Annotated in this window: 23 protein-coding genes; 19 read left to right on the plus strand and 4 right to left on the minus strand. The window is 55.5% G+C overall.

The annotated features are described in order from the left end of the window. Positions 1–244: 244 nt before the first annotated feature. The gene (locus FS819_RS18475; protein WP_234624698.1) at positions 245–880 is read right to left on the minus strand and encodes a TetR/AcrR family transcriptional regulator; all 636 of its coding nucleotides are present in this window, start codon (positions 878–880) and stop codon (positions 245–247) included. A gap of 360 nt (positions 881–1,240) precedes the next feature. On the opposite strand from FS819_RS18475, the gene FS819_RS18480 reads away from it, so the two are divergent. The 9 genes from FS819_RS18480 to FS819_RS18520 all read left to right on the plus strand — a co-directional run bounded on the left by FS819_RS18480 (position 1,241) and on the right by FS819_RS18520 (position 10,698). Next, positions 1,241–2,563, plus strand: coding sequence for an acyl-CoA dehydrogenase family protein (locus tag FS819_RS18480; protein ID WP_234624699.1), 1,323 nt, complete (start codon positions 1,241–1,243; stop codon positions 2,561–2,563). Positions 2,564–2,567: 4 nt separating this feature from the next. Beyond that, the gene (locus FS819_RS18485; protein WP_156549822.1) at positions 2,568–3,095 is read left to right on the plus strand and encodes a nuclear transport factor 2 family protein; all 528 of its coding nucleotides are present in this window, start codon (positions 2,568–2,570) and stop codon (positions 3,093–3,095) included. Positions 3,096–3,550: 455 nt separating this feature from the next. After that, positions 3,551–4,921, plus strand: a complete 1,371-nt coding sequence (locus FS819_RS18490) for an MFS transporter (RefSeq protein WP_156549824.1) — start codon at positions 3,551–3,553, stop codon at positions 4,919–4,921. Between the two features lie 115 nt (positions 4,922–5,036). Then, positions 5,037–5,555 (plus strand): flavin reductase family protein, encoded by a 519-nt coding sequence (locus FS819_RS18495; protein ID WP_156531947.1) that lies wholly within the window; start codon positions 5,037–5,039, stop codon positions 5,553–5,555. 42 nt (positions 5,556–5,597) lie between these two features. Further along, complete coding sequence (locus FS819_RS18500) at positions 5,598–6,497, plus strand: VOC family protein (protein WP_156549826.1); 900 nt, start codon at positions 5,598–5,600, stop codon at positions 6,495–6,497. 201 nt (positions 6,498–6,698) lie between these two features. Then, the gene (locus FS819_RS18505; protein ID WP_156531948.1) at positions 6,699–7,004 is read left to right on the plus strand and encodes a hypothetical protein; all 306 of its coding nucleotides are present in this window, start codon (positions 6,699–6,701) and stop codon (positions 7,002–7,004) included. Positions 7,005–7,316: 312 nt separating this feature from the next. Next, positions 7,317–8,666: a carbohydrate porin gene (locus tag FS819_RS18510; RefSeq protein WP_156549827.1), complete on the plus strand. Its 1,350-nt coding sequence runs from the start codon at positions 7,317–7,319 to the stop codon at positions 8,664–8,666. A gap of 270 nt (positions 8,667–8,936) precedes the next feature. Further along, positions 8,937–9,833, plus strand: coding sequence for an acetoacetate decarboxylase family protein (locus tag FS819_RS18515; protein ID WP_012653511.1), 897 nt, complete (start codon positions 8,937–8,939; stop codon positions 9,831–9,833). A 10-nt stretch (positions 9,834–9,843) separates the two neighbouring features. Continuing rightward, complete coding sequence (locus FS819_RS18520) at positions 9,844–10,698, plus strand: fumarylacetoacetate hydrolase family protein (protein ID WP_156549828.1); 855 nt, start codon at positions 9,844–9,846, stop codon at positions 10,696–10,698. A gap of 62 nt (positions 10,699–10,760) precedes the next feature. Here the strand turns inward: FS819_RS18520 and FS819_RS18525 are convergent, their stop codons facing one another. After that, positions 10,761–10,985, minus strand: coding sequence for a helix-turn-helix domain-containing protein (locus tag FS819_RS18525; RefSeq protein ID WP_409050067.1), 225 nt, complete (start codon positions 10,983–10,985; stop codon positions 10,761–10,763). On the opposite strand from FS819_RS18525, the gene FS819_RS18530 reads away from it, so the two are divergent. Together FS819_RS18530 and FS819_RS18535 are read left to right on the plus strand one after the other, a co-directional pair. Then, complete coding sequence (locus tag FS819_RS18530; RefSeq protein ID WP_156549830.1) at positions 10,941–11,174, plus strand: hypothetical protein; 234 nt, start codon at positions 10,941–10,943, stop codon at positions 11,172–11,174. The two genes, FS819_RS18525 and FS819_RS18530, sit on opposite strands and share 45 nt — an antisense overlap. 2 nt (positions 11,175–11,176) lie before the next feature. Then, the gene (locus FS819_RS18535; RefSeq protein WP_156549831.1) at positions 11,177–11,668 is read left to right on the plus strand and encodes a nucleoside deaminase; all 492 of its coding nucleotides are present in this window, start codon (positions 11,177–11,179) and stop codon (positions 11,666–11,668) included. Positions 11,669–11,689: 21 nt separating this feature from the next. On the opposite strand, the gene FS819_RS18540 is transcribed toward FS819_RS18535, so the two are convergent. Continuing rightward, on the minus strand, positions 11,690–12,430 hold the full coding sequence (locus tag FS819_RS18540) for a GntR family transcriptional regulator (RefSeq protein ID WP_156549833.1): 741 nt from the start codon (positions 12,428–12,430) through the stop codon (positions 11,690–11,692). A 377-nt stretch (positions 12,431–12,807) separates the two neighbouring features. Between FS819_RS18540 and FS819_RS18545 the strand changes: the two genes are divergently transcribed. The 6 genes from FS819_RS18545 to FS819_RS18570 are packed head-to-tail and all read left to right on the plus strand — an operon-like array spanning position 12,808 to position 19,321. Beyond that, a complete protein-coding gene (locus FS819_RS18545; protein ID WP_234624700.1) occupies positions 12,808–14,349 on the plus strand; it encodes an ABC transporter substrate-binding protein in 1,542 nt (513 codons plus the stop codon). A gap of 51 nt (positions 14,350–14,400) precedes the next feature. Continuing rightward, on the plus strand, positions 14,401–15,729 hold the full coding sequence (locus FS819_RS18550) for a GH1 family beta-glucosidase (protein ID WP_156549836.1): 1,329 nt from the start codon (positions 14,401–14,403) through the stop codon (positions 15,727–15,729). A 24-nt stretch (positions 15,730–15,753) separates the two neighbouring features. Beyond that, complete coding sequence (locus FS819_RS18555; RefSeq protein WP_197434130.1) at positions 15,754–16,695, plus strand: ABC transporter permease; 942 nt, start codon at positions 15,754–15,756, stop codon at positions 16,693–16,695. After that, positions 16,695–17,576: an ABC transporter permease gene (locus FS819_RS18560; RefSeq protein WP_156549838.1), complete on the plus strand. Its 882-nt coding sequence runs from the start codon at positions 16,695–16,697 to the stop codon at positions 17,574–17,576. Before FS819_RS18555 ends, FS819_RS18560 begins: the two co-directional genes overlap by 1 nt. Positions 17,577–17,578: 2 nt before the next feature. Next, positions 17,579–18,790 (plus strand): amidohydrolase/deacetylase family metallohydrolase, encoded by a 1,212-nt coding sequence (locus tag FS819_RS18565; RefSeq protein WP_156549840.1) that lies wholly within the window; start codon positions 17,579–17,581, stop codon positions 18,788–18,790. Positions 18,791–18,829: 39 nt separating this feature from the next. Beyond that, positions 18,830–19,321: a RidA family protein gene (locus FS819_RS18570; RefSeq protein ID WP_156549961.1), complete on the plus strand. Its 492-nt coding sequence runs from the start codon at positions 18,830–18,832 to the stop codon at positions 19,319–19,321. 11 nt (positions 19,322–19,332) lie between these two features. Here FS819_RS18570 and FS819_RS18575 read toward each other — a convergent pair whose 3' ends face one another. Then, on the minus strand, positions 19,333–20,157 hold the full coding sequence (locus FS819_RS18575; protein WP_197434131.1) for an IclR family transcriptional regulator: 825 nt from the start codon (positions 20,155–20,157) through the stop codon (positions 19,333–19,335). 99 nt (positions 20,158–20,256) lie between these two features. Here FS819_RS18575 and FS819_RS18580 point away from each other — a divergent pair, with 99 nt between their 5' ends. Both FS819_RS18580 and FS819_RS18585 read left to right on the plus strand, forming a co-directional pair. After that, on the plus strand, positions 20,257–21,453 hold the full coding sequence (locus FS819_RS18580) for an aminotransferase class V-fold PLP-dependent enzyme (RefSeq protein WP_156549844.1): 1,197 nt from the start codon (positions 20,257–20,259) through the stop codon (positions 21,451–21,453). A gap of 558 nt (positions 21,454–22,011) precedes the next feature. Next, the gene (locus FS819_RS18585; RefSeq protein WP_234624701.1) at positions 22,012–23,421 is read left to right on the plus strand and encodes a diguanylate cyclase; all 1,410 of its coding nucleotides are present in this window, start codon (positions 22,012–22,014) and stop codon (positions 23,419–23,421) included. The last annotated feature ends 135 nt before the right edge of the window (positions 23,422–23,556 follow it).

Raw genomic sequence — 23,556 nt, forward strand, 5'->3', positions numbered from 1 at the left:
ACGTAAAGGCGCGCGCCACTTTTCCTCGAATTGCTCCAGTGGTCTCACTTCGACATTTGATTCCGTTCGCGGCACACTCCAGATTGCCACAGTTGGCCTAGCAAATGTCAAGTTCATTCGATGAGAACGACATGATCATCTTTTTGATAATACAGTTATCGGCTTGTGGAAAGCCCGGTGGCAGCAAGCACGATTTGTGGATGCCGGTCGACTGCTGATGCTGATAGAAACCCGAGCCCGGCTTTTATCGTCTGATTGGATAGAGATAGAGCGGGGGTAGGTTTACGGCCTTGGTGTCGCTGTCTTTCGGTCCTATGCCATCGAAGAAGATGCGGACGATGAGGCCGATATGGGCTGCGAGTATTTCGTCCGAGGGCCGGAAGTTTGCGACGAGGATGTCGAACTGAGTTCCCGGTGCTGTCATGCGCACCAGCAATGTGGCATAGCGTTCAGGATCTTCAACGACATAGCCGCGGGTGGCGGCAACTTTCACGATGAGCGAGGCAATGATGCGGATCACGTCAGGCATATCTGACTGGACCTGATCAGACATGGCTTGCAGTTCGCTGCGTCTGTCGATTTCTGCAATGAGAACCCGGAAATAGGCGGTCAGCTCAGGGGCGGATGCGGCCTTCACAACCTCAAGCAGCACGCTTGTCAATTGCTCCAGGGGATCTGCGACGGATCGACTTTCCACAACGCTGCCGAGGTCCAGCGCGAAATCGGAAGCGGCATGTGTCATGACAGCATGAAATAATTCAAGCTTGTCGGAAAAATGTGCATAGACAGTCGTCTTTGAAACGCCGGCCTTGGCGGCCACCGCATCCATAGAGGTTCTCTCATATCCATTGGCCAAAAGCAGATCGACGGCAGCGGCCATGATCAACTCTCGTTTTGATCTAGAATTCTTGTTTCGTGGATGAGGCATACCTCAGCTCCTACATGAGCGCAGCAGTCCATTCAAGGCCCCAAGGGAGGCATGTCACAGGCACGGCGCGTGGTCTCTGTCCAAAAAGAGGGGCAATCAAGGGCTTAGTTTCTTAACCTTCCTTCACAAAAGTGCAATCTCCGAGGCTTTGAAAAAAATCAATTGACACAACTGTACTGTACCGTTTAGAACAGTACCACGTCTTGGAAATATGGAGGTAATTCAAGGATGTCCGCACTTTCTAGTGACTTGTCGCTCATGCCCGGCCTGCCGCCCGCGCCCAGTGGGCAGCCCGCACCAGGGATGCCACCCATGCCCGGTTTGCCGCCCATGTCCGGCCTTCCCCCAATGCCGCCCGCAGTGCCTTCATCTCCTGTCGAGTCGAAATGGCTGACCGATAAGGGTCGTGATATCCGCGATAAGGCCAGGGCGCTTATTCCCCTCATTCGGGAGCAGGCTCGCGAAGGCGAGAAGATTGGCGCCTTGACGCCGGATGTTCTCAAGGCGCTCAGCGATATCGGTATCTACAAGATGGCCATGCCTGCGGAATGGGGCGGCTATGCCCTTGGTGCGCGGGATCTGGTCGAGATTATCGCCACGCTGGGCGAGGCGGATGGATCGGCTGGCTGGGCTGGTTTCGTCGCCGTTGGAGTGAAGAACCTGCTGGCCCTTGAGGGCGAGGTTGTTGGAGAAGTTCTTGAAGATACCCGAGGCTGGGCTGGCCCTACCGTTGTCGGCGCGTCCGTTTTTGCGACGAAAGTCGGGGAAGGTCGCAAAGTCGAAGGCGGCTGGATGGTCAAGGGTCGCTGGGCATTCGGTAGCGGGTGCAAGCACGCCAAATGGGCGATGCTGGGCATAGAATATGATCCAAAGGTTGCTGGTGGTACCGGGCGCGGCGTTGTTGTCGTTGACCGTTCGAAATATGAGATTTTGGACGACTGGCACGTCATGGGCTTGTCTGGAAGTGCCAGCAATAGCCTTGCCATCAAGGAAGAAGTCTTTGTGCCCGATCGCCGGTTTCTTGATCTGAGCCAATATCCTCTGCGCTTCCAGCAATTGCATACGCGATACCAGGGTTTTGGATATCAGCAGCGCGGGCTTGCCAATCTGGTGACCGTGTCCTTGTGTGATATGTCGATTGCGCTCGGTATGGCGCGTGGGGCACTTTCGTGTTTTGCGGAGCAGGCCAAGAAGCGTCCGCCTTTTTCGCTTCCGTATCCGACAATTTCGGACATGGCGTCGGCGCAAGTGGCGGCCGGCAAGGCGCTTGCCATGATCAAGGTCGCCCAGGCGACAATTGAGAGCTATGCAGACCAGGTCGATGCCCGGACAGCGGAGGGTCAAGACTTTACGCATGACGAGGATTCAGAGATCAGCTTGACCCTCGCTTACGTTGCAAGCCTTTGCGAAGACGCCATTAACCTGCTGCAGAAGACGCTTGGGTCATCGACCATGTCGCTCAGCAACCCTATCCAGCGCTTTGTCCGTGACGTTCGTGTACTGGCATCCCACGGTGCCGTTCGGCTTGATCCTCAAGCGGAGGTGAATGGTCGGCGTCTCCTTGGCATTACACCTTTCCCAATGTTTGCCGGTGCCGTGCCGGAACGCGTTAATCTGGAAGCGAAGGGGTCTTAAGTATATGAGCGATTTCACGATCATTGACGGTGTCGCTCATATTCACGAGCCGAAACTTTATGAAACCTGGCTGGACAGGGAGGATTATATTGCGGCCGTGTCGGCATCGCCGTCACCGGAAGTTGCCGCAACAAAGCGCCTTCTTGTCGATTTTCAGGTCGACCTTGCCAAGATGGTGCGCGCCAGGACGGTTGAAGAGAATGTCGTCGAGATCATGACGAAATATGCCGACAACGACTATATTCAGCATGATCCGAATGCGAACGGTAATGGACTGGCCAATCTGATTGAATATTTCAAAAAAGTGCCAGTGGGTAGAGGTCCGGCGCCTCCGGTGGTGAGCGTCGTTGTTGAGGGGGAGATGGGGTGCGTGATGATGAAGCATCCGATGCCTGATCCCACCGCCCCGGGGCAAACCTACGACTGGTATATTCTGACCGTTTTTCGGGTGCGGAATGGAAAGTTGCTTGAGCATTGGAGTGCCTTCCAGAAAATGGGCGCACCCATGATACCGCCAAAGCCACCACACTAAAGTCTGCCGGGTTGATTTGAGCCAGACAGCCGTTCGAGCTCTTTGTAGAGTTTGTCTTTCAGAACGCCGGTTGCCAGTTTCCATTGGCAACCTCTGTTGAGTGTTGCGTGTGATAAGGCACGCAAACTTAATCCAGCATGCATAGCCCTGCATAATTTGCACCAAGGCTTCGGTTCCAGCAATTGTGCAGGGCGCGCTCTAGACTGATGAAATCAGCAGGTTTGCTCACTCTCGTGAACACATGTCGCGAGTGTGTTTGATCGAACCCATTTGGCGCTAAGTCCACCGCACCGTCCCGCGCTGGCTGGGATGAGCTCGTCGGCTGAGCGGCCCGATAATCTCTTATTGATAGGAAACAGACAGCCGCAATCGTCGAAAATAAAACCAGCGCCGAGCCCCGTCTTTGGAGGAGGGATCGCCAGGCGTCTGCATTAAAAAAAAGGGGCATATGTTCCATGGAACAGGCGCAAATTTCGACTATTTCACCTTTCGAGGGAAATACATTACGAGCATATTTCACAAGTTTGGTTGGTGCGCCCAGGAAAGCCAGGATGGCTTTGATTGGATGCCTGATCTTGATGGTCATTAGTCCTGCCGGTCTTTCGGCTATGACACCTTTCGTGATTGCAGCCTTCTCAGCGGAGACCCATCGGGCGCAGTCCGATGCGCTGCTGATTTTTGTTGCGCTGCCGTTGCTGCTCTCCCCGCTGATCCTGCCGCTTGCTGGCGCCTGGGTAGATCGGTGGGGGGCAAGAGCAGTTGCTATACCCGCAGTCATTTTATACGCCATGACAACCGCGATGATCCCGCTGGTCAGCGGAACGATCTGGATCTTGACCCCCATGATCATCCTGGCCGCGTTATTCGGCTTCATGTCCAGCCTAGCCGTGATTTTCAAAATCATCACATGCTGGTTTCCGGAGCATCGGGGGATCGGATTTGCACTGGTTGGGGTGCTTTCAAGCTTCGCCAATGCGCTCTTTTCTCCCTTGTTCCAGTGGTTGATTTATGGAGCGACGAACAGTGATGGGTCGGCCTCGGGCCTCCACCAACTGGGCGGCATTGGTTGGAGCGGTTCCTACTTCGTCGTCGCAGCAACCATCGCCGTGCTTGGCATTCCCTCAGCGCTTTTTCTCATCTCTGAGCCCGCCAAGCCGTCTGGTTCCAAACGCTTGCCCATGCCGGGTTCCCCACTGAATTTGGAGAATGCAGCCGGAATACCACTCAAGACGGCGATCAGGACCAAGACCTGGATATTCATCACGCTTTTTCTTGCGATCACCGCCGCAGGTCCGATGACTGTCCGACAGAACTCCGTCGATTTCTTCCAGCAACGTGGTTTTGATCTCAACGACATCGCATTTTCGCAATCTGTTTTGTTCGTGGCTTCGGTCGTCGGTCTTTTTCTTGGCGGCATGATCCTTGATCGCAGCAGACGCCCTTGGGTGATCGCACCCCTGCTTGCCATGGTTCCGATCGGCTTAACCATTGCCTATTTCAATCACGGTTCGGTTTTCCTGCTCTATGTGGCAATGAGCTCTCTTGGATTTGCGACGGGTGCGGAATCTGCGCTCGGCCCGTTCCTGGTTGCCCGTTATTTCGGACCCAAAGCCTTTGCTCAAATCCAAGGTTTGACGCTGGCAATCTGCTCACTGTCCTTCGGCCTGACGCCATTCCTGACCAGCGCAATGGCGACTGCGGCTGGTAGCTATTTCGTCCCGTTTGCCATTTTGACCGGGCTGACAATGGTTGCCGTTGCGCTGGGCGCTCTTTTGCCGAACTACCCACCAGAATGGCCGACCGGGGCGGAAGTTTCCGGAAAGTAAACCAACGTCAGGGGGAGGGGTGCGGTGATCCGGTATCGCACAGGCAAAAGCCGGATGAGGCCGCTCCCGATACGGCCCTTCCCATGATTGGCGACACAATAACGAGAGGTATCCTATGTTGAACCAAGCACGAGCCTCCGCTGAGCAACTCAGCCCTCACGACCAGGCGGAATTTCGCCGCGCGCTGGGTCACTACCCTACCGGCGTCTGCATTGTGACCGCGCACCATGACAATAAGCCGATTGGCATGACAATTGGCTCATTCACGTCGGTGTCCCTGGACCCACCGCTTGTTGGTTTCTTGCCTGCGCATAGCTCGCAAACCTGGCCGTTGATCGCGAAAGCTGGCGCATTCTGCGTGAATATCCTGGCCGATGACCAATCCGACCTTCCGGGGCGATTTGCGAAACGGGATGCCGATCGCTTTCAGGATATTGCGCACAGCCGTTCCAGCCTTGACCTGCCGGTTTTCGACGGCGTTGTCGCCTGGATCGACTGCACCCTGCATAGCGCGCATGAGGCGGGAGATCATCTCTTCGTCATGGGCAATGTGCTCACACTGAGTGTGGTCCGGGATCGCCCACCCTTGCTGTTCTGCCGTGGCGCTTTCGGTGGCTTTGCGGCCGGAACCTGATGTGAAAAGCCCGGCACTTGATGTGAAATAGAAGGAACGAAAATGACCTATTTAATTCGGCAGATGGGACATGTAGTCATCTCCTCGCCTGATCCGCTTGGTGCGGCCAAAGATATTTGTGACGTGGTTGGTCTTCGGATCACGGAGCAGGACGGTGATACGGTCTATCTCTCCAGCAACGACCGCCATCACGAACTCACCTACATCAAGGGCGATGGCAAGGCCGTGGCCTGCGGTCTGGAAGCTGTCAGCGCCGACGCCGTGGATGAGGTGAAGCGACGCGCGCTGTCCGACGGGCTGACCGTCCTCGACGACAAGCCGCTTGGAAAACACTACGACAAGGCCGTGCGCATCGTTGCCCCAGGCGGTGCGATCTTCGAGGTGCATACGCCGATCGCCCGCAACCAGCCGCGGCGGTATAATTATTCGACGCCCGGTGCCAGACCCCGCCGGATCGAGCACATCAACGCTTTCGCGCCCGATACTCATGCCTTCGGCGAGTTCTGCGCAAAGGTGCTGGGTATGAAGCTCTCGGACATGACAAGCGAGGACGGCTTGCGGTGGTACCGCGCCGAAGACGGTTTCCATCACACGATTGCGATGGGGCCGGGTGAAAGTGGGCTGCACCATTATGCCTTTGATCTCCACTCGCTTGAGGATCTCGCGGCAATTGCTGACAATCTGACCCTTAAGGACCGGGCGATGGTTTGGGGGCCGGGCCGTCACGGGGCCGGAGGCAATATCTTCACCTATTACGCCGACCCCCATGGTTGCCTGGTGGAAAATTCCATCGAGCTTGACCGCATCGACAATGATGCGACCTACGAGCCACGGACCTGGGATATCTCGGAGGGTCTGGCAGGACGCTGGCTCAATCTTTGGGGCACGCCTCCCACACCCGGTTTCCTGCGTCCCGGCATAGCCTTTGATCCTAAGGTCTGATCCGGGCAGCGCGAGGGACGATTGATTGGCAGGCGCGGTCGGGAAAGAGGAGGCCTATACATTTTGCCGTTACCCGGCTCGGCGATGGATTTTCTTGGGGCTTGTGTTGAGGAGCACGGTATCCGGGAGACGACCTATCATCATGCTGTGACTTAATATTGCTGCTGACAATGCTGGTCCGGAAACCTCGGATAGCAGCTTTTGAGTAAATTCTTCCCCGCTATTCGGGGAGGGGTGGCGGATCAACCGGCTCAGCTGGTTGATCCGATCGAGGAGAAGCGTGCGCTGGGAGGCCGCACGCGACATTTAAAAGAAGAGGAGGAGAAAGCCTTGAAACAAGGAACGATGACGCATGCCGTCGCCAATCCTGGTACGAAGAGTCATTTCGACAACAATCGTCATGCTGAAGAAATGGGCGGAACCTTGTGTTCGACCGTTATTCGCTGCCGCGCTGAAGGCGCCGCGCTTTTGTCAGACGTTCACCGGATGAAACAGCCGAAGCCATGATAACCAAGACCGCTGCGCTGGTGTTGGTCGAAAGGACGGCCAATCTTTCGGCATCCTATGTCTCATCTTTCATACGCAGCGTTGCGAGCATTGTTTCGATGATGTCGGTCCCGGCACTTAGGGGCGATCGGCGTCGGATCAGCATAGCCGTCTTCGCTTCATCAGGACCATACGGGAGGTGGTCCTGATCGACTTGTCAGTCTGCGTCATCGCTTTGTCAGAGGCTTCACCGCAGCACAGTCGCAATGAGGAGCAGTCAATCAAACCAAATGCAACGGAGTGAGCAGGTTCGATTCTTAGGGGAGGATAATAATGCGAATTCTATACATGATCACTATACCTTTGCTGTTTGCGACGGCTGCTCCAGCCTTTGCCATCGATCCGGAGATTGGTACGCAAGAACCACCTTTTCTGGATGGCCCACCGCCAGTCTATTCCGGCCCGCTCGCAGAAGCCGGGCGTTGGCTTCATGACAATGGGATCGATCTGCGCGTTGACTATATCAATATCGCTCAGAGCGCGACTGCCTATGGCTTCAGAAAAGTCGGCTATGGATCGTTCCTTATCGACGTTACCGGCAATCTCACGCCTGATCTTCGGATAAGATTTGCCGAAACGGTGAACATGCCAAATAAGAATGTCACCGGCAACTTGACCGCCTTTCTTCCGCCGGTCACCGGCACCACCGATACAGCTCTCGCCCGGTTCTCGCTCGAGGCAGATTTTCTGGATGACCGCTTGACCATAGAAGCGGGCCGCATCGGATTGGCTCGGGATTTTTCGATCAGGGGCTTTTGCGGCGGTATCAGCTGTATAAACGCGACACAGGGGGTGAGCCTCAACCTGCCGGATGATGTGCGTTCCGTGTGGGGCGGGCGAGCAGCCTATAAACTGACGTCCAACACGACTTTAGCCTTCGGTTTGATCGAGGATAATCCGGACAACTGGCAGAATGGCGAAGGTTGGGAATGGGGCGTTGGAGACGCCGAAGGCTATATTGCCGTTGCCAACGTCCGCCATATCGAAACCTTTCTGGACAGTGACAAGCCGTTTAAACTTGAAGCTGGAGCCTATTTTCGGTCCACGCCTTATGAGGATACGCTTTACAACAGTGGATGGGGAAATCCGACTTACGGCGCCAATACCAAGATCGTCACGCATGATAGCGGAACGACCGCAGTATATGCGCACACCCGCAAGGTGGTTTGGAGCAATCCCTCGGATAGTTTCAATCCGGAAAACGTCGCTCTTTACGGCGGCATTTTGCATTACTTCGGTGAAGGTCATTCCTATCCATGGGAAGCCTATGCAGGTGTTGAATATTCGGGGTTCTGGCAAGCCAATCCGCTGGCAAGTGTCGGCGCCTCTGTTCACTATATTCGTATCAGCGAGGAGCGAGCCGAGTACGAGCGCAATGCGCGGCGGTTCTTCTCAGGCGTCGATCAGAAGCAGCCACAAGATATGTTCATGTTCGATGTGCATGGAAGCACGGGCATTTTCGGCAATGGCATTCTCGATTTCGGCGCCGCCTATATCATCAATCCGAACTCTGCTTTCGCTGATTTTTCCACCGAACGGCAGAAGGATGGCGTCGTTATTTATGCGGCGCTCGCATTCGACTTGAGTACCGTCCTTGGGCTTTCTCCGCGGAGAGGTCCCTAAGCAAAGTCAGGGAACAGTCTTTAACCTTTTTGATTGACGAGGCTTTAAAAAATATATTTTTTAAAGTAAAATATTTATAATTCGGAAGGGAGGTTCCTATGACTTGTCTGATTTACCCCTAAACGTCGTAATGCCACCCGCATTGCGCATCTGCGGCGGCTCTCTTTTGCGGGCGCGGATTGTTGAGATGTGTAGCCAGTTATCAGAGGCCAGTTGGATGGTTACGTCGCCATTTAGAGGCATCTGTCATATTTGATGGGAGATCGATTTATGGGGTTCAAATTCAATCAGGAGTTCCGCTATCGGATGCCCACGGTATTCGGGCCGGCCGTAGGTCCCCGCCAAAAGCCGGGCGGCGGCATGTGGGCGCTGGAAGAAACCGGTACGATGAATGCCGAATGGATGGCCATTACCTATCGCACCAGTGCGGATAAGTTAGAGGCGCTTCTGCCTCCCGGGATGAGCTTGCGCGGAGAGCCGCTCATCAGCGTCTCCTGCGCCTGGTTCAAGAACCTTTATTGGCTTGCGGGGCGTGGCTATGGCATTTTGTCGATTGATTTTCCCGTAACCTATCAAGGCAAGACCGAACGATTGGAGGGGTCTTTCTGCCCGGTTATCTGGGAGGGGGCTCCTGATGCGATCCTGACTGGGCGGGATGAAATGGGCTTTCCAAAACTGTTTTGCGACATGCCGGAAATCACCTGGGATAAGGAAAAAGCCACGGCATCCTGCGAAGCGTCCTGGTTCGGCTTTAAATTTTTCGACATCGCTCTTGGTGAAATGGAAGAGGATGATGCCCCGCCGAGCCTGCCTGGTTCCGGGGGTGGAGCGGCCATGTACTATAAATACGTACCTCGGACGAACCCGTTTCAGGGTGGGGGAGCAGATGTCGCTTATATCACGACGCCTGCGCCACCGCCGGGGGCAGGCAAGCCGGATGCCATCAATTTCGATGGATACGAGTTCAAGCGCTGGCGGGCCAAGGGCAGCTTCAACTGGCACAAGGCAACGTTTGAACAGCTCCCGACAACCTTTCATATCGTCAACGCCGTGGCAGATATGCCGTGTTTTGAAATCGTCAAAACCGAAATGGTAGCCTTCTCAGGTCCGGGAATTGGAGTTTCGGTCAATAGCATTCGTCCCGTAGAACCGGGTGATCAGGAATAAGGATAATAGAATGAAACTGGCAAGATTTATTGTCGAGGGAAAGCCTCGACTCGGTAAAGTCGTGGGCTCTGAGATCATTGATCTGAGTTCCGCAGCTCCTGAATGCGGAAGCTCAATGAAGGCGCTGATTGAGCGGTTGGATGAATTAAGACCGGCTTTCGAAGCGCTTGATGGCCCTTCTTTTGTTTTGGCAGATGTTCAGCTTGCTGCACCAATCACCGATCCCAGGAAGTTTCTCGCGATCGGAATGAACTACAGGGCCCATGCCGAGGAAGCGGCAGCTGCAGGAATACCCACGCCAAAGTCACAATTGTGGTTCAACAAACAGGTGACCTGCATCAATGGACCCTATGACGATGTGGTGCTGCCCAGCGTCTCCGAAAAGGTCGATTATGAAGCTGAGCTGGGTTTTATCATTGGCAAACGGTGCCGCCATGTGAAGCGCGAAGACGCGCAATCGGTGATCGCCGGGTATTTCGTGGCCAATGATGTCACCGCCAGAGACTGGCAGTTCCGCTCACCGACCTATACGCTCGGCAAGAGCTTTGACACCCACGGCCCCATCGGCCCCTGGATCACGACGGCAGACGAAGTTCCAGATCCGCACAATTTGACGCTATCTCTCTCGCTGAATGGCGAGGAAAGACAGCGCACGTCTACGGGCGACATGATCTACGATATCTGGGATCAGATTTCCTATCTCTCAACCGTTATGACTCTCGAACCGGGTGACATCATCATAACCGGAACACCGTCCAATGTTGGGATTGCAACCGAAACCTTCATGAAGCCGGGCGATGTCGTTCGCGTCGAGGTAAACGGGTTGGGTTCAATCGAAAACCGGTTCGTTGCCGAAGAGCGATAATCCATCAACGTTGATCGGCAGATAGCCGATTGAGATACTCCTGCCTTTAGGGTCTGTCTGGTTCAACCTGAACCGGCCAGACCCTTGCAACCGCACGACCCTATGCCAGCTGAGAAAGCAGGCCCTCTTTCCTCATCACCCTGAATTTCTCCTGTGGGAACCGTAGACCGCAAGCAGCCGCTCCCTGCTGCTGTGGGCTGCACACCACGCGGCAATCGTTCCAGCAAGGGCAGTCCTGTGTCGTGCTCCAGACTGATGATCTGCCAGTTGATCACCGAGGCGGACATATTCAGTTTTTAAGCGGCTTCCCGGAAAGAACCAGCGAGGGCGAAGGCATCCAGCAGGATTACGGAAGAGGAGATGAGTTGCATTTGGCGGCCCACCGTTTCATTTTCTCGAACGATAAAGCCGGAAAACTGTGCTTGTCATTCGACTTTTCATCGCGCACCTTCAAGCCGATTTTGCAAGGAGTATGACAATGACGTTTTCGCCCGTGACCGGTCTCGATCACGAATACTTCCTTCGTCTCAGCTTCAAGGTCGCGCTGAGGGCCCAGGAAGCAGGCAACCATCCTTTCGGTGCTATTCTGGTCGGGCCGGATGGTAAGGTGCTGATGGAACAGGAAAACGCCTATAACCCGACGCGCGACATGACGGGGCATGCAGAACGAGTTCTGATGACCCGCGCCTCGCAAGCCTACACGCCCGAACGTCTGAATCAATGCACCATGTACACGTCAGCCGAGCCTTGTGCTATGTGTGCCGGTGCGGCCTATTGGGCTGGGATTGGGCGGGTGGTTTTTGGTTTGAGCGAGAGCCAATTGAAGGCGATGACAGGCAATCATCCTGAAAATCCGACACTCGACCTGCCATGCCGTGTGGTTTTCGAGGCGGGCCAGCGCCGCGTCGAGGTTATCGGCCCTTTGCTGAGCGAGGAAGCCGCCAAATTGCATGACAATGCCTGGCGTTGATGGTTGGGAACTGTCTGGGGTTTACGTTGATGTGGGGACTGGCGATCCGGCTTGTGAAAGTGAATGACTGACGTTGCTTCCCGGTTTTGAAAAGAGGCCTTCAAAGGGGCCGTCTAGACGCAAAAGGAGATCACTCGTCTTGCGTAGATGCGCTTCAAGCCGGGAACATGCGAGTTCTGTGTCGCGCGCCAGGACGGCTTCAGCGATTTCAGCATGCTCAATGTCAACGTGACGGGGCTCTTTCATGAATGGGACCGCCATGCGTCTATATCGCTCGACCTGCCAGAACATGGAGTCGCGAAGCTTCAGCCACCAGCGACTATCGCATGCGAGAACCAAGGCATCATGGAATGCCGCATGAAGTTCAGTCCAGGCAGGACTAACGGTATTGCTGCGGTCAGGATCAGACATCGAGGTATGGTGCAGTTGATGGCTGATGTCTTTGATATGACCTTCCCAGGCCAAAGACCCCTTGGCTATCGATCGGCGAAGGCAGCGAAGTTCGATTTCTATCCGTACCTCGGTCAAATCCTGTAAATCTTCGATCGAGATCGGGGTAACATGAAATCCGCGCTGAGCCTCTGCGACAACCAGACCATCTGATGTCAGACGCGCCAAAGCCTCTCGCACCGCCCCTGGGCTGACGCCAAGTTGCCGACACAAAGTATCGATCTTGAGCTTCGACCCAGGGATAAAGCGGCCGTTGAGCAAGTCGTGGCGCAGAACCTCATAGGTTTCGAGGGTGCGGGATCGTACTGTCATCGCGACACTTCTATCTTATTTCCGTGAAAATATATTTTTCGAGGTTCTGTATATACGGAGCTAAAAGCACGCACAATCCGGAGGCCTTCATTGGTTTTTCTGATTCATACCAAATCTCTGACATGCTCACGCATCCTCAACTTGAAGACATTGAAAATATCTCAAATGCATCAGATGCTTGAGATATTTTCACAAGGAATACGAAGAGTCATTTTTAATGAATCTTCGTATCAGAGATCTCGCGCCCTCCAGGCAGTACGGCTTTTTGTTTTCAGTTCGTGCATCATCGCTAACAGGCATTGACAGGCCGTGACGTTCCGATAGTCTTTAATTATGATCTGTATTGCGTAATTACAGAATAATAAAAGGGGAACGTCATGAAACGCAAATTGGGATTGCTGGCAACGCTGGCATTTGCACTTTTACCTGGACTTGCACTTTTGCCGGGGCCTGGTCTGGCCCAAGACAAGGGCGGGGTCATCAACGTCGCAACCATCGGCGAGCCGCCAACACTGGACCCGATGGCCTCCACCGCCGATCTGGTCGGCATGACCACACAGCATATGTTTGAAACGCTGTTTACCTTCGATGACAAATGGAATGTCATTCCGCTGTTGGCTGAGACCATGCCCACCATCAGTGATGACGGCAAAACCTATGACATCACCTTGCGCTCGGGCGTGAAATTTCATGATGGCTCGGTGATGACATCCGCTGACGTAGTGGCCTCGATTGAGCGCTGGCTCGCAACCGCATCACGCGGCAAACAGGTTGTGGCCTATATCGACAAGGTGACCGCGCAGGGCGACAGTGCCATTCGCATCACGCTGAAAAAACCTTACGCGCCACTGTTGTCGCTGCTGGCTTTCAACAATTCCGCAGCCGTGATCATTCCAAAATCCACCATTGCCGATCCTTTGACGAAATTCATCGGCACTGGCCCCTATATGCTGAAAGAGCGCAAGCCAGACCAATATATCCAACTGGTGCGGTTTGATGGCTATGTGCCCAGAACCGATGCCGCGAACGGCTTTGGTGGTGCACGCAAAGCCATTCTCGACGAAATCCGCTTCATTCCCGTGCCAGATGCAAACACACGGCTTGAAGGCGCAGTCTCCGGTCAGTTTGACTACACAGACTCACTCGCACCGGAAAGCTATGACCGCCTGAAAGGCTCAAAAGCCTCTGATCCCGTGGTGCTGAAGCCCTACGGTGCGCCGGTGTTTGTGATGAACACCAAACAGGGCATCATGACTAGCAAGACCTTGCGTCATGCCGTGCAGGTAGCATTGAACCCGCAGGACATGCTGCTGGCCGCCTTTGGCAACCCGGAATTCTTTGCCGTTGATGGCGCGCTTTATCCTGAAGGCTATGTTTGGCACACCAAGGAAGGCATTGCCCGCTATGGCAGTGGCGACCCTGAAGCCGCCGCCAAGTTGATGAAAGAGGCGGGCTATGATGGCAAGCCAGTGCGCATTCTCACCAGCCGCCAATATGAATTTCACCACAAAATGGCGCAGGTGGCGGCGGAATATCTGAAAGCTGCGGGCTTCAAGGTTGATCTGCAAATCTATGATTGGGCCACGTTGACAACGCGCCGTGCCGATCCTGCCTTGTGGGATATTTTCATCACCCACGGCCCGTTCCCGCCAGAGCCCGTGCTGAACGGCTGGATGTCGGATAGCTACCCCGGCTGGTGGTCGACGCCTGAAAAAACCAAGGCGATTGAGCCATTCATTGCAGAATCTGATCCTGCCAAGCGCCAGAAGCTTTTCGCGGAGATTCAGAAGACCTTCTATGAGGATGCGCCGGTGTTCAAGGTGGGTGATTTCAATGCGCTCTCGGCCAAGGCCAAGACGCTTGAGGGCTTTCATCCATCGCCATGGCCTTACTTCTGGAATGTCAGCTCCAAGAAATAAGCGGGTTCTTACCCTTCCCGGTTTTTACCTTTCAAAGTGAAGCAATACATCATGTCGAGATCCTTTCCTCCTGATTTTCTCTGGGGCGTGGCGGCCTCTGCCTTTCAAACGGAAGGTGCTGTCCATGCCGATGGGCGCGGACCCAGCGTGTGGGATGTTTACAGCCACACACCGGGCCGCACCACCAATGGCGATACCGCCGATATTGCCTGCGACCATTACCACCGCTACCCGGAAGACATCGCGCTGATGCGCGGGCTTGGGGTGAAGGCCTATCGGCTTTCCACCGCATGGCCACGCATTTTTCCAACCGGCAGCGGGCAGGTGAATCAACGGGGATTGGATTTCTACGACCGGGTGATCGATCTTGCCTTGCATGAGGGGATTGAGCCGTGGATTTGCCTGCATCATTGGGACATGCCTGTCGCCGTTGAAGACAACGGCGGCTGGCGCAATCGCGATACGGCGAAGATTTTCGCCGATTACGCCGCCGTTATCACCAGGCATTTTGGTGATCGGGTCAAACGTTTTGCGCCGATCAATGAACCGAATGTGATTCCATGGGTGGCCTACAATGTCGGGCGTCACGCGCCCGGCAAGCAGGATTATCCTTCCAGCCTTCAGGCTATCCACACGCTCAATCTTGCCCATGGTTATTCGGTATCAGCAGTGCGCGCAGAAGCACCACAAGCTGAGGTGGGCAATATTGTTTCCCTTGGCCCAGTGCGCCCACATTATGACGATGCGGCCCATGAAGAAGCGCGCATTCTGGGTGATTGTCTGTGGCGCAGGGTGACTGTTGATCCACTCTGGCTCGGCACCTACCCGGAGCCGATTGCCGATGCCATGCAGCCCTTCATTCAATCGGGTGACATGGACGCCATTTCGCAAAAAATGGATTTCTTCGGCCTCAATCACTATAATCCGGTGTTTGTTGGCCCGAATAAAAACACCACTTTTGGCGTATCGGAAACAGCACCCCCAACAGGCATGGGACCACTCACCGATGTCAACTGGGTAGTTGATCCGGCGGCCTTTCTGGAGCAGATCCGCGATACCAGCGCCCGCTATGGCAAGCCAACCATTTACATTACTGAAAACGGTGCCTCCTACCCGGATGCGCTTGGCCCAGACCGTAAGGTGATCGACAACGACCGCATCGCCTATTTCAACGGCTATTTGAATGCGCTGCTGGATGCGCTGGATGAGGGCCATGACATCAGAGGCTATTTCGCCTGGTCGCTGATGGATAATTTCGAATGGGGCCGTGGCTATTCCAAGCGGTTTGGCTTGGTTTACGTCGATTATCCCACCCTGCAACGCATTCCCAAACAATCTTACCATTGGCTCAGCGACGTGATTGCCGCCAATGCCCTATAAATCCAAGCGACGAAAGGGCAGATCATGATCAGCTATATCGTCAAGCGCCTGCTTGGCATGATTGTGGTGATGTTTCTGGTGGTGACCATTGTGTTCATCATCGTGCGCGTCACCCCCGGTGATCCCGCAGCCGTCATGCTGGGGCCGGATGCGTCAGCGCAAGATGTTGCCGATCTGCGCTCCAAACTGGGGCTGGATCAATCGCTGATCTCGCAATACGTGTTTTATATCGGGGCCTTGTTGACGGGTGATCTGGGCCGCTCGATCTTTCTGGATATGCCTGTGGGGGCAGCCCTGTTGCAACGGGCCGAGCCAACCTTTTTCCTCACCCTGTTTGCGCTGCTGATTGCCTGCGTGCTGGCGCTGCCCATTGGTATTTATGCCGCCTATCGACGCGGCTCATGGCTCGATCAAGCGGTGACGGCCATTGCCATGCTGGCGGCCAGCATTCCCAGCTTCTGGCTTGGTTTGATCCTCATGCAGTTCTTTGCGGTCAAGCTGCAACTATTTCCCGTCTCCGGTTACGGCGGGCCGGGAACAAGTTTTCTGGAACGGATGTACCATCTGACTTTGCCCGCCATCGCATTGGGTCTGGTCTCATCATCCCTGATCCTGCGCTTTACCCGTGCCTCTATGCTGGATGTACTGGGCGATGATTTTGTGCGCACCGCCCGCGCCAAAGGCCTGCAAGAGCGGCATGTGGTGCTACGTCATGCGCTGAAGAACGCCTTGATCCCCATCCTCACTGTGGTGGGGCTGACGGCGGCGGTGCTGATTTCCGGCGCGGTTGTCACCGAGACAGTGTTTGGCCTGCCCGGCATTGGCAGTCTCGTGGTCTCTGCTGTTTTGCGCCGCGATTATCCGGTTATCCAAGGGGCCTTGCTGGTGATTGCTGGTCTCTATGTGCTGGTGAATTTCGCCATTGATATGCTCTATCTGCTGATTGACCCGAGGGTGCGTTACTGATGACCCAACCCATATCCTTTGAGAGCACACCCCCACCGCAATCAGAAACCTTGCGCTTTCTGCGCCGCCTTTTGCGCCGCAAGACCGTGGCGATTGGCCTATGCATTCTCGCCATCTTCGTGCTTCTGGCGGTGTTGGCACCGTGGATCGCCCCTTATTCGCCCTATAAACTTTCGATCATGAACCGGCTCAAACCGCCGAGCGGAATCTACTGGTTTGGCACGGATGAGTTTGGACGCGATGTATTTTCGCGTACGATTTATGCGGGGCGGCTCTCTCTGCTGGTTGGGGCCTCCGTCGTGGTGCTGTCATCGCTGATTGGCGTCACGCTTGGACTTCTCGCAGGCTTTTTTCACCGTCTGGACACCCCAATTGCCCGGCTGATTGATGCGATGATGGCTTTCCCGGATATTCTTCTGGCCATCGCATTGGTAGCGGCGCTTGGGCCATCGCTCACCACCGTGATCATTGCCCTCTCAGTGGTCTATGCACCTCGCTTGGCCCGCATTGTGCGGGCTTCCACACTGGTGATCCGCGAGTTGCCCTATATCGAAGCGGCCCGTGCGCTTGGTATTTCCACCACACACATCATGGTGCGGCATGTGCTGCGCAATCTGATGTCGCCCATTCTGGTGCAGGCTACATTTCTGTTCGCCAGCGCCATGCTGGCCGAGGCGGGCCTGTCGTTTCTGGGCGTTGGCGTCAGCCCGGAAATCCCTACCTGGGGCACCATGATTGCGGCTGGTCGGCAATATGTCGATCAGGCCGATTGGATGACGCTGTTTCCCGGCTTTGCCATCATTCTCTCTGTGATGTCGCTTCAGATCGTCGGTGACGGTTTGCGCGACATGCTCGACCCAAGACTGCAAAAGGATATTTGACCATGCTGCCACAGGAACAAGGCTTGGGCCTCCTGCTGTTGAAAAACCTGCGTCCTCTGGCCTTTGGCGAGACAACACCCCCGCAGGCCATCGATATTTTGATCGGCGCGGATGGCAAGATCATCAAGGTCGGACAAAACATCGCCCTAACAGAAGATGCCGAAGTGATCGATGGCAAAGGGGCCTGGATTTCGCCCGGCTGGGTCGATCTGCACGTGCATATCTGGCATGGCGGCACGGATATTTCCATTCGCCCATCGGAATGCGGGGCCGAACGCGGCGTGACCACGCTGGTCGATGCAGGCTCTGCCGGAGAAGCCAATTTCCACGGTTTTCGCGAATATATAATCGAACCATCGCGGGAGCGGATCAAAGCCTTCTTGAACCTCGGCTCGATTGGTCTGGTGGCCTGCAACCGCGTGCCGGAACTGCGAGACATCAAGGATATTGATCTCGACCGCATTCTGGAATGCTACGCGGACAACAGCGAGCATATTGTTGGGCTGAAAGTGCGTGCCAGCCATGTTATTACCGGATCATGGGGCGTAACTCCGGTCAAACTCGGCAAGAAAGTCGCCAAAATCCTGAAAATTCCAATGATGGTGCATGTTGGCGAACCACCCGCACTTTACGATGAAGTGCTGGAAATTCTAGGCCCCGGCGATGTCATCACCCATTGCTTTAACGGCAAGGCCGGGTCCAGCATTATGGAGGACGAAGACCTTTATAACCTCGCCGAGCGCTGTGCTGGCGAAGGAATCCGGCTGGATATCGGCCATGGCGGTGCCTCCTTCTCGTTCAAGGTGGCGGAAGCGGCCATCAAACGGGGGCTTTTGCCCTTTTCCATCTCCACCGATCTGCATGGGCATTCGATGAATTTTCCGGTTTGGGATCTGGCCACCACCATGTCCAAGCTGCTCTCAGTGGGCATGCCGTTTGAGAAGGTGGTGGAGGCGGTCACCCATGCGCCAGCCTCCGTCATTCGGTTATCGATGCAGGATCGGCTGGTGCCGGGCGCAAAGGCGGATTTCACCATTTTCGATCTGGTCGATTCCGATCTCGAGGCAACAGATTCCAACGGCGATGTTGCCCGCCTGACCCAGTTGTTTGAGCCCCGCCATGCCGTGATTGGCCGCGAGGCCATTGCCGCCAGCCGCTACATTCCGCGCGCCCGCAAACTGGTGCGCCACAGCCATGGGTATTCGTGGCGTTGAAATGCATTCGATAATTCTAGAACTGGAAACCGCGTGAGCATGACTTCACCCTCCACCGATGCCGGATTGCCAACACCCTATGAGCGCCTTGCCGCTCTGGGCATTGCGCTGCCGCCATCCCCACCGCCAATCGCCAATTTCGTCACCCATGTGCGGGAAGGCAATCTGCTGTTTCTCTCCGGTCAAGGTCCACGCGAGGCAGATGGCTTTCTCTATTCCGGCAAAGTTGGTGACGACGTGCCGCTGGAAGATGCCTATCGCCACGCCCGCCTCACCGGCATCAACCTGATTGCCGTGATGCATGATGCGCTGGGTGATCTCTGCCGCGTGCGCAAAATTGTCAAAATGCTCGGCATGGTCAACGCCGCGCCGGATTTTCGCGATCATCCGCAGGTGATCAATGGCTGTTCAGACCTGTTCATGGAAGTGTTTGGGCAGGCGGGTCAGCACGCCCGCTCGGCGGTTGGTTTTGGCTCACTGCCGGGCAATATCACCGTGGAAATCGAAGTGATTGTGGCGTTGCACGAATGAGAAAGGCCCTCTCAGTGAACCCGCCAACCCATGCGCTTTTCGATCCGCTCCGCCGAGGCCTGAACATGGCCCACATAGGGATTGCCGTCAGAAAATGCCTTTTGCTCTGGCAAGACGATGGAGATGGTAGCAACACAGGCACCATCCCGATCACAAATCGGCGAGGCAATACAGGCCACCGCATAATCGGACTCGCCTGCCTGAATCGACAGGCGCTGCTCAAAGGCCCTTGCCGCCGCATCCGACAGTGTCCGCGCATCCACCTCGGCACGCCCGGTTGGCGACGAGCGGGCGCAATGGGCAAACAGTTCTATGCGCTCCTTTTCCGGCAAATGGCCAACGAGAAGGCGGCCAGACGCCGTCCAGTTCAGCGGCACACGGGTGCCAACCCGCGAGGCGACCTGAAAATGGCTTGGCCCCTCGGCCATGGCCAACACCAGCATATGGTCATTGTCGCGACCGCACACTTGCACGGTCTCGCCCGCTTCGCGGCACAGATCATGCATTTCCTGCGTGGCAATGCCGATAAAATCGAGCGACCGGGAATAGGCAAGGCCATAATGGTAAAGCCGTGGGCCGAGCCAGATGGCCCCGTCGCCACTGCGGGTCAGCATGTTCTTGTCCACCAGATCGTCAATGATGGTGTAAATGGTGGACAGCGGTGCGCCAACCGCCTTGGCAATGGCGTAAGGACCAACGGGCGCGCCCGTTTCATACAGATGATCCAGCACCTGCAAGGCGCGGTCCATGCCGCTGACGCGCGAGCGCCGCTCCGCCGGGGCCTCAACGGGCTGGCTGTCTACGGCAACCGATACCGTGCGTGCCTTGCTATCCATCATACGATCCTTACCTGAATGATCGGCTATTACATTATAACGGCATAGCTGTCGATTGTAGAAATGACGGGCCTTTGCCCACAACAAGTGGAAAAGCTTATGACCAACGATATTCGCACCCAGCTCGGCCTTCGCCCGGTGATCAATGTTTCCGGCACCATGACCAGCCTTGGCGCATCCATTGTGGTGCCGGAGGCGATTGCCGCCATGACGGCGATTCTGCCGCAATTTGTGGAAATCAGTGATCTTCAGTGCAAAGCCAGCGCCATTATTGCCCGGCTGACCGGGGCTGAAGCAGGTTTTATCACCGCCTCATGCTCAGCAGGCATCAGCCTTGCCGTGGCAGGCACAATTACCGGGCCGGATCTGCTGGCCATTGAAAAGCTGCCGGATGTCAGCACGACCAAGAACGAAGTGCTGGTACAGATGGGCCATCTGGTCAGCTATGGCGCGCCGGTCGATCAATCCATCCGTCTGGGCGGCGGCAAGGTGGTGCTGGTGGGGCAGGCAACGTCTGCGCACCGCTACCATATGGAAAATGCCATTACGGAAAACACCGCCGCCGCCGTCTATGTCGTTTCGCACCACGTGGTGCATTATGGCCTTCTGCATTTGAAAGAATTTGTCGAGATCGCCCATGCGCGCGGTGTGCCGGTGATTGTCGATGCCGCATCGGAATATGACCTTCGGACCTTCCTCGATCAGGGCGCGGATATTGCCCTCTATTCCGGTCATAAATTCCTCGGCGGCCCCACATCGGGCATTGTTGCCGGGCGCAAGGATCTGGTGCGCAATGCCTATTTGCAAAACATGGGCATTGGCCGGGGCATGAAAGTGGGTAAGGAAAGCGTCTTTGGCGTCATGGCAGCGCTGGAAGCCTGGGAAAAGCGTGACCATGCAGCGGTACGCGCCACTGAAACCGGCTATCTGCATCTGTGGAAAGAAGCGCTGGATGGCCGCCCCGGTGTAACGGCGCTGGTTGAGCCAGACCCAACCCACAATCCGCTGGATCGCCTGCGGGTGATCCTCTCACCACAAGAAGCCCATATCAGCGCCTATGATCTGGCAGGCGCGCTAGCCCGTGGCAATCCGCCGATCATCGTTCGCGACCATGAGGCAGAACATCATTATTTCTATCTCGATCCTTGCAATCTGCATCCGGGCCAAGAGGTCATCGTGCGTGACCGTCTGGTGGAAGAACTCGACAAGGCGAGAGCGTCGAATGAAGTGATCAACACGCCGCATGAAGAATGGGGCCGCCATCGCTTCGATTCCATGCTGCGCTGGCCGGATTAAGCATCGCCGTCCCATTCCGAATGTAAGTTGCTGAAGACGGCATCGCAGGACTGGATTACTGGCACCATTCAGAGGTTTTGTGCAATCACTCTCTCAGCCCTGTCAGGTTAGATTGTAACCAGACAGGGCTGAGGCTCTCTTGTTTTCTTGATTGCTGACGCATTGCACAGAAATTTTGATGGTGACATGCCAATGATCGGCAGAAATGACGGTTTGACGTTAGCGTGAAATTTACCCGTCGCACTTCCATCGGAAATCCGTCGATGGGAAGGCGGAAACAGAATGATCAGGCTTTCACAAACCTCCATCCGCTCGATTTCAAGTCCGCGAAGCGACACCTTTCCTTGGTCGGCCTCTTCTTAACCATTCACGCTATCGCTTTATTTAGAGTGGTCCGATATAAATATCGCATCACCGTGCGAGCACTGAATGTATCCTTGGTCTGAACTCCTTGCGAACCTGGCAATCGTTGCCATCACAACGTCGACCTGGACATTTGTCCGGCCACACCTCGCTCGCCAAGGATCGCGCGCCTTTTCGTTGATTTTTGGCTGCCTCATGGCGGTTGGGCTGGTCGCGACCATGGCCTTGCCATTTCGCTTCACCGACGGTGTTTTCCTGGACACCCGGTATACATTTCTCGCGATATCGGGTTTCTTCGGTGGCCCCATTGCGGCTATCCCACCACTTATTGTGGGAATTATCAGGCGATTGATGATCGGAGGCGTGGGCATAACGGTTGGCATCCCGCAAATCATCGCGGCTGCATGCATCGGTATCATCGCAAGCCGATTGCTTCGCGGCAAGATCCCGACTTTCCCGCAGATCGCAGCACTTGCTTTGTTCGTCGCGGTCAGCGGCGTAGCCGGCTTCTTCTTTGTCCGTCCCTTTGAGGTCTGGGGCAATCTGATCGTCGTGACCGTCGGTCCATTCATGGTGGTCTTGTTTGGAGCCACCCTGTTATCCGCTCTTGCCATTGCGCAGGAGATGAAGCGGACAAGGCTTGAAAGGGATTTGGCCGCGGCACAGATCCGTCTCGCCGATGCGCTCGCGACCATGGCGGATGGCTTGGCACTTTTCGACCGCGATGGCGTGCTGGTTTTTACCAATCAGAGATACCTCGATATCTTCAAGGAAACGGCGGATGTCAGGGTGCCCGGGAAAAACATCCGGGAAATCTTGCGGACATCCTTCGAACGCAATGAAGAAGCGCACGTTGAATCGGATATCGGTCCTATCATCGATCGTGTTGCGGAAGGCCTGTTCCGGCCCAGCGATCGTCTGATTCAACTGGCCGACGGACGTTCAATCGAGGCAAGAACGCGGATCACGGGCGAGGGGGAGGCGATGATCGTTTACGCGGATATCACTCTTCATTGTCAACGGGAGGCGCGGTTGCATGAGTTGAACGACCGCTTGTCGGCGTTGGCAGATACAGACGAATTGACTGGTTTGATGAACCGCCGTGGTCTGGAAGCGTCCATGGACCAGGCTTTTGACCGGGCCAAGGATCAAGGCGCCAATATTGGCCTTCTTCTTATCGATGTCGATTGGTTCAAGGCTTATAACGACACCTATGGCCATCCGGCCGGGGATAAGTGTCTTCAGATTGTCGCCAACACAGTTCATGCGACGTCCAGGTCATTTGCGGGAAGCATTGTGGCGCGGTATGGTGGGGAGGAACTGACCGTTGTATTGCCGAATGCATCAATATCCGAAACCGAGGCAGTCGCGCAGCTCGTTTGTACAGCCGTGCGCACTCTGGCCATCGAGCATGTTGGAAGCGAAAAGCGCATCGTCACGGTGAGCGTCGGGGCCGCTAATTTGAAATCGATGCCGGGCCTGCGCAAGACGGACCTCCTTCTACAGGCTGACGCGGCGCTCTATGCAGCCAAGGCGGCGGGGAGGGACTGTATCCAGACAGCGCCTGATCTCCTTCCGACCGCCAGACGCGCCGACAGCCGTTGACTTTGGATGGTCAGCCGCTCGCGTCCTGTTTGCATCAAACATCAAAGACGCGCAAACACTCCGAATTTCAGGAATATCCGTTGCGGCAAAGCCGTCAGTGGAGTCTAATGCCTGACAAGACGATGGGCGTATTAC

It is taken from the genome of Allorhizobium sp. Av2, assembly GCF_021462805.2.
Taxonomy (GTDB): Bacteria; Pseudomonadota; Alphaproteobacteria; order Rhizobiales; family Rhizobiaceae; genus Allorhizobium; species Allorhizobium vitis_G.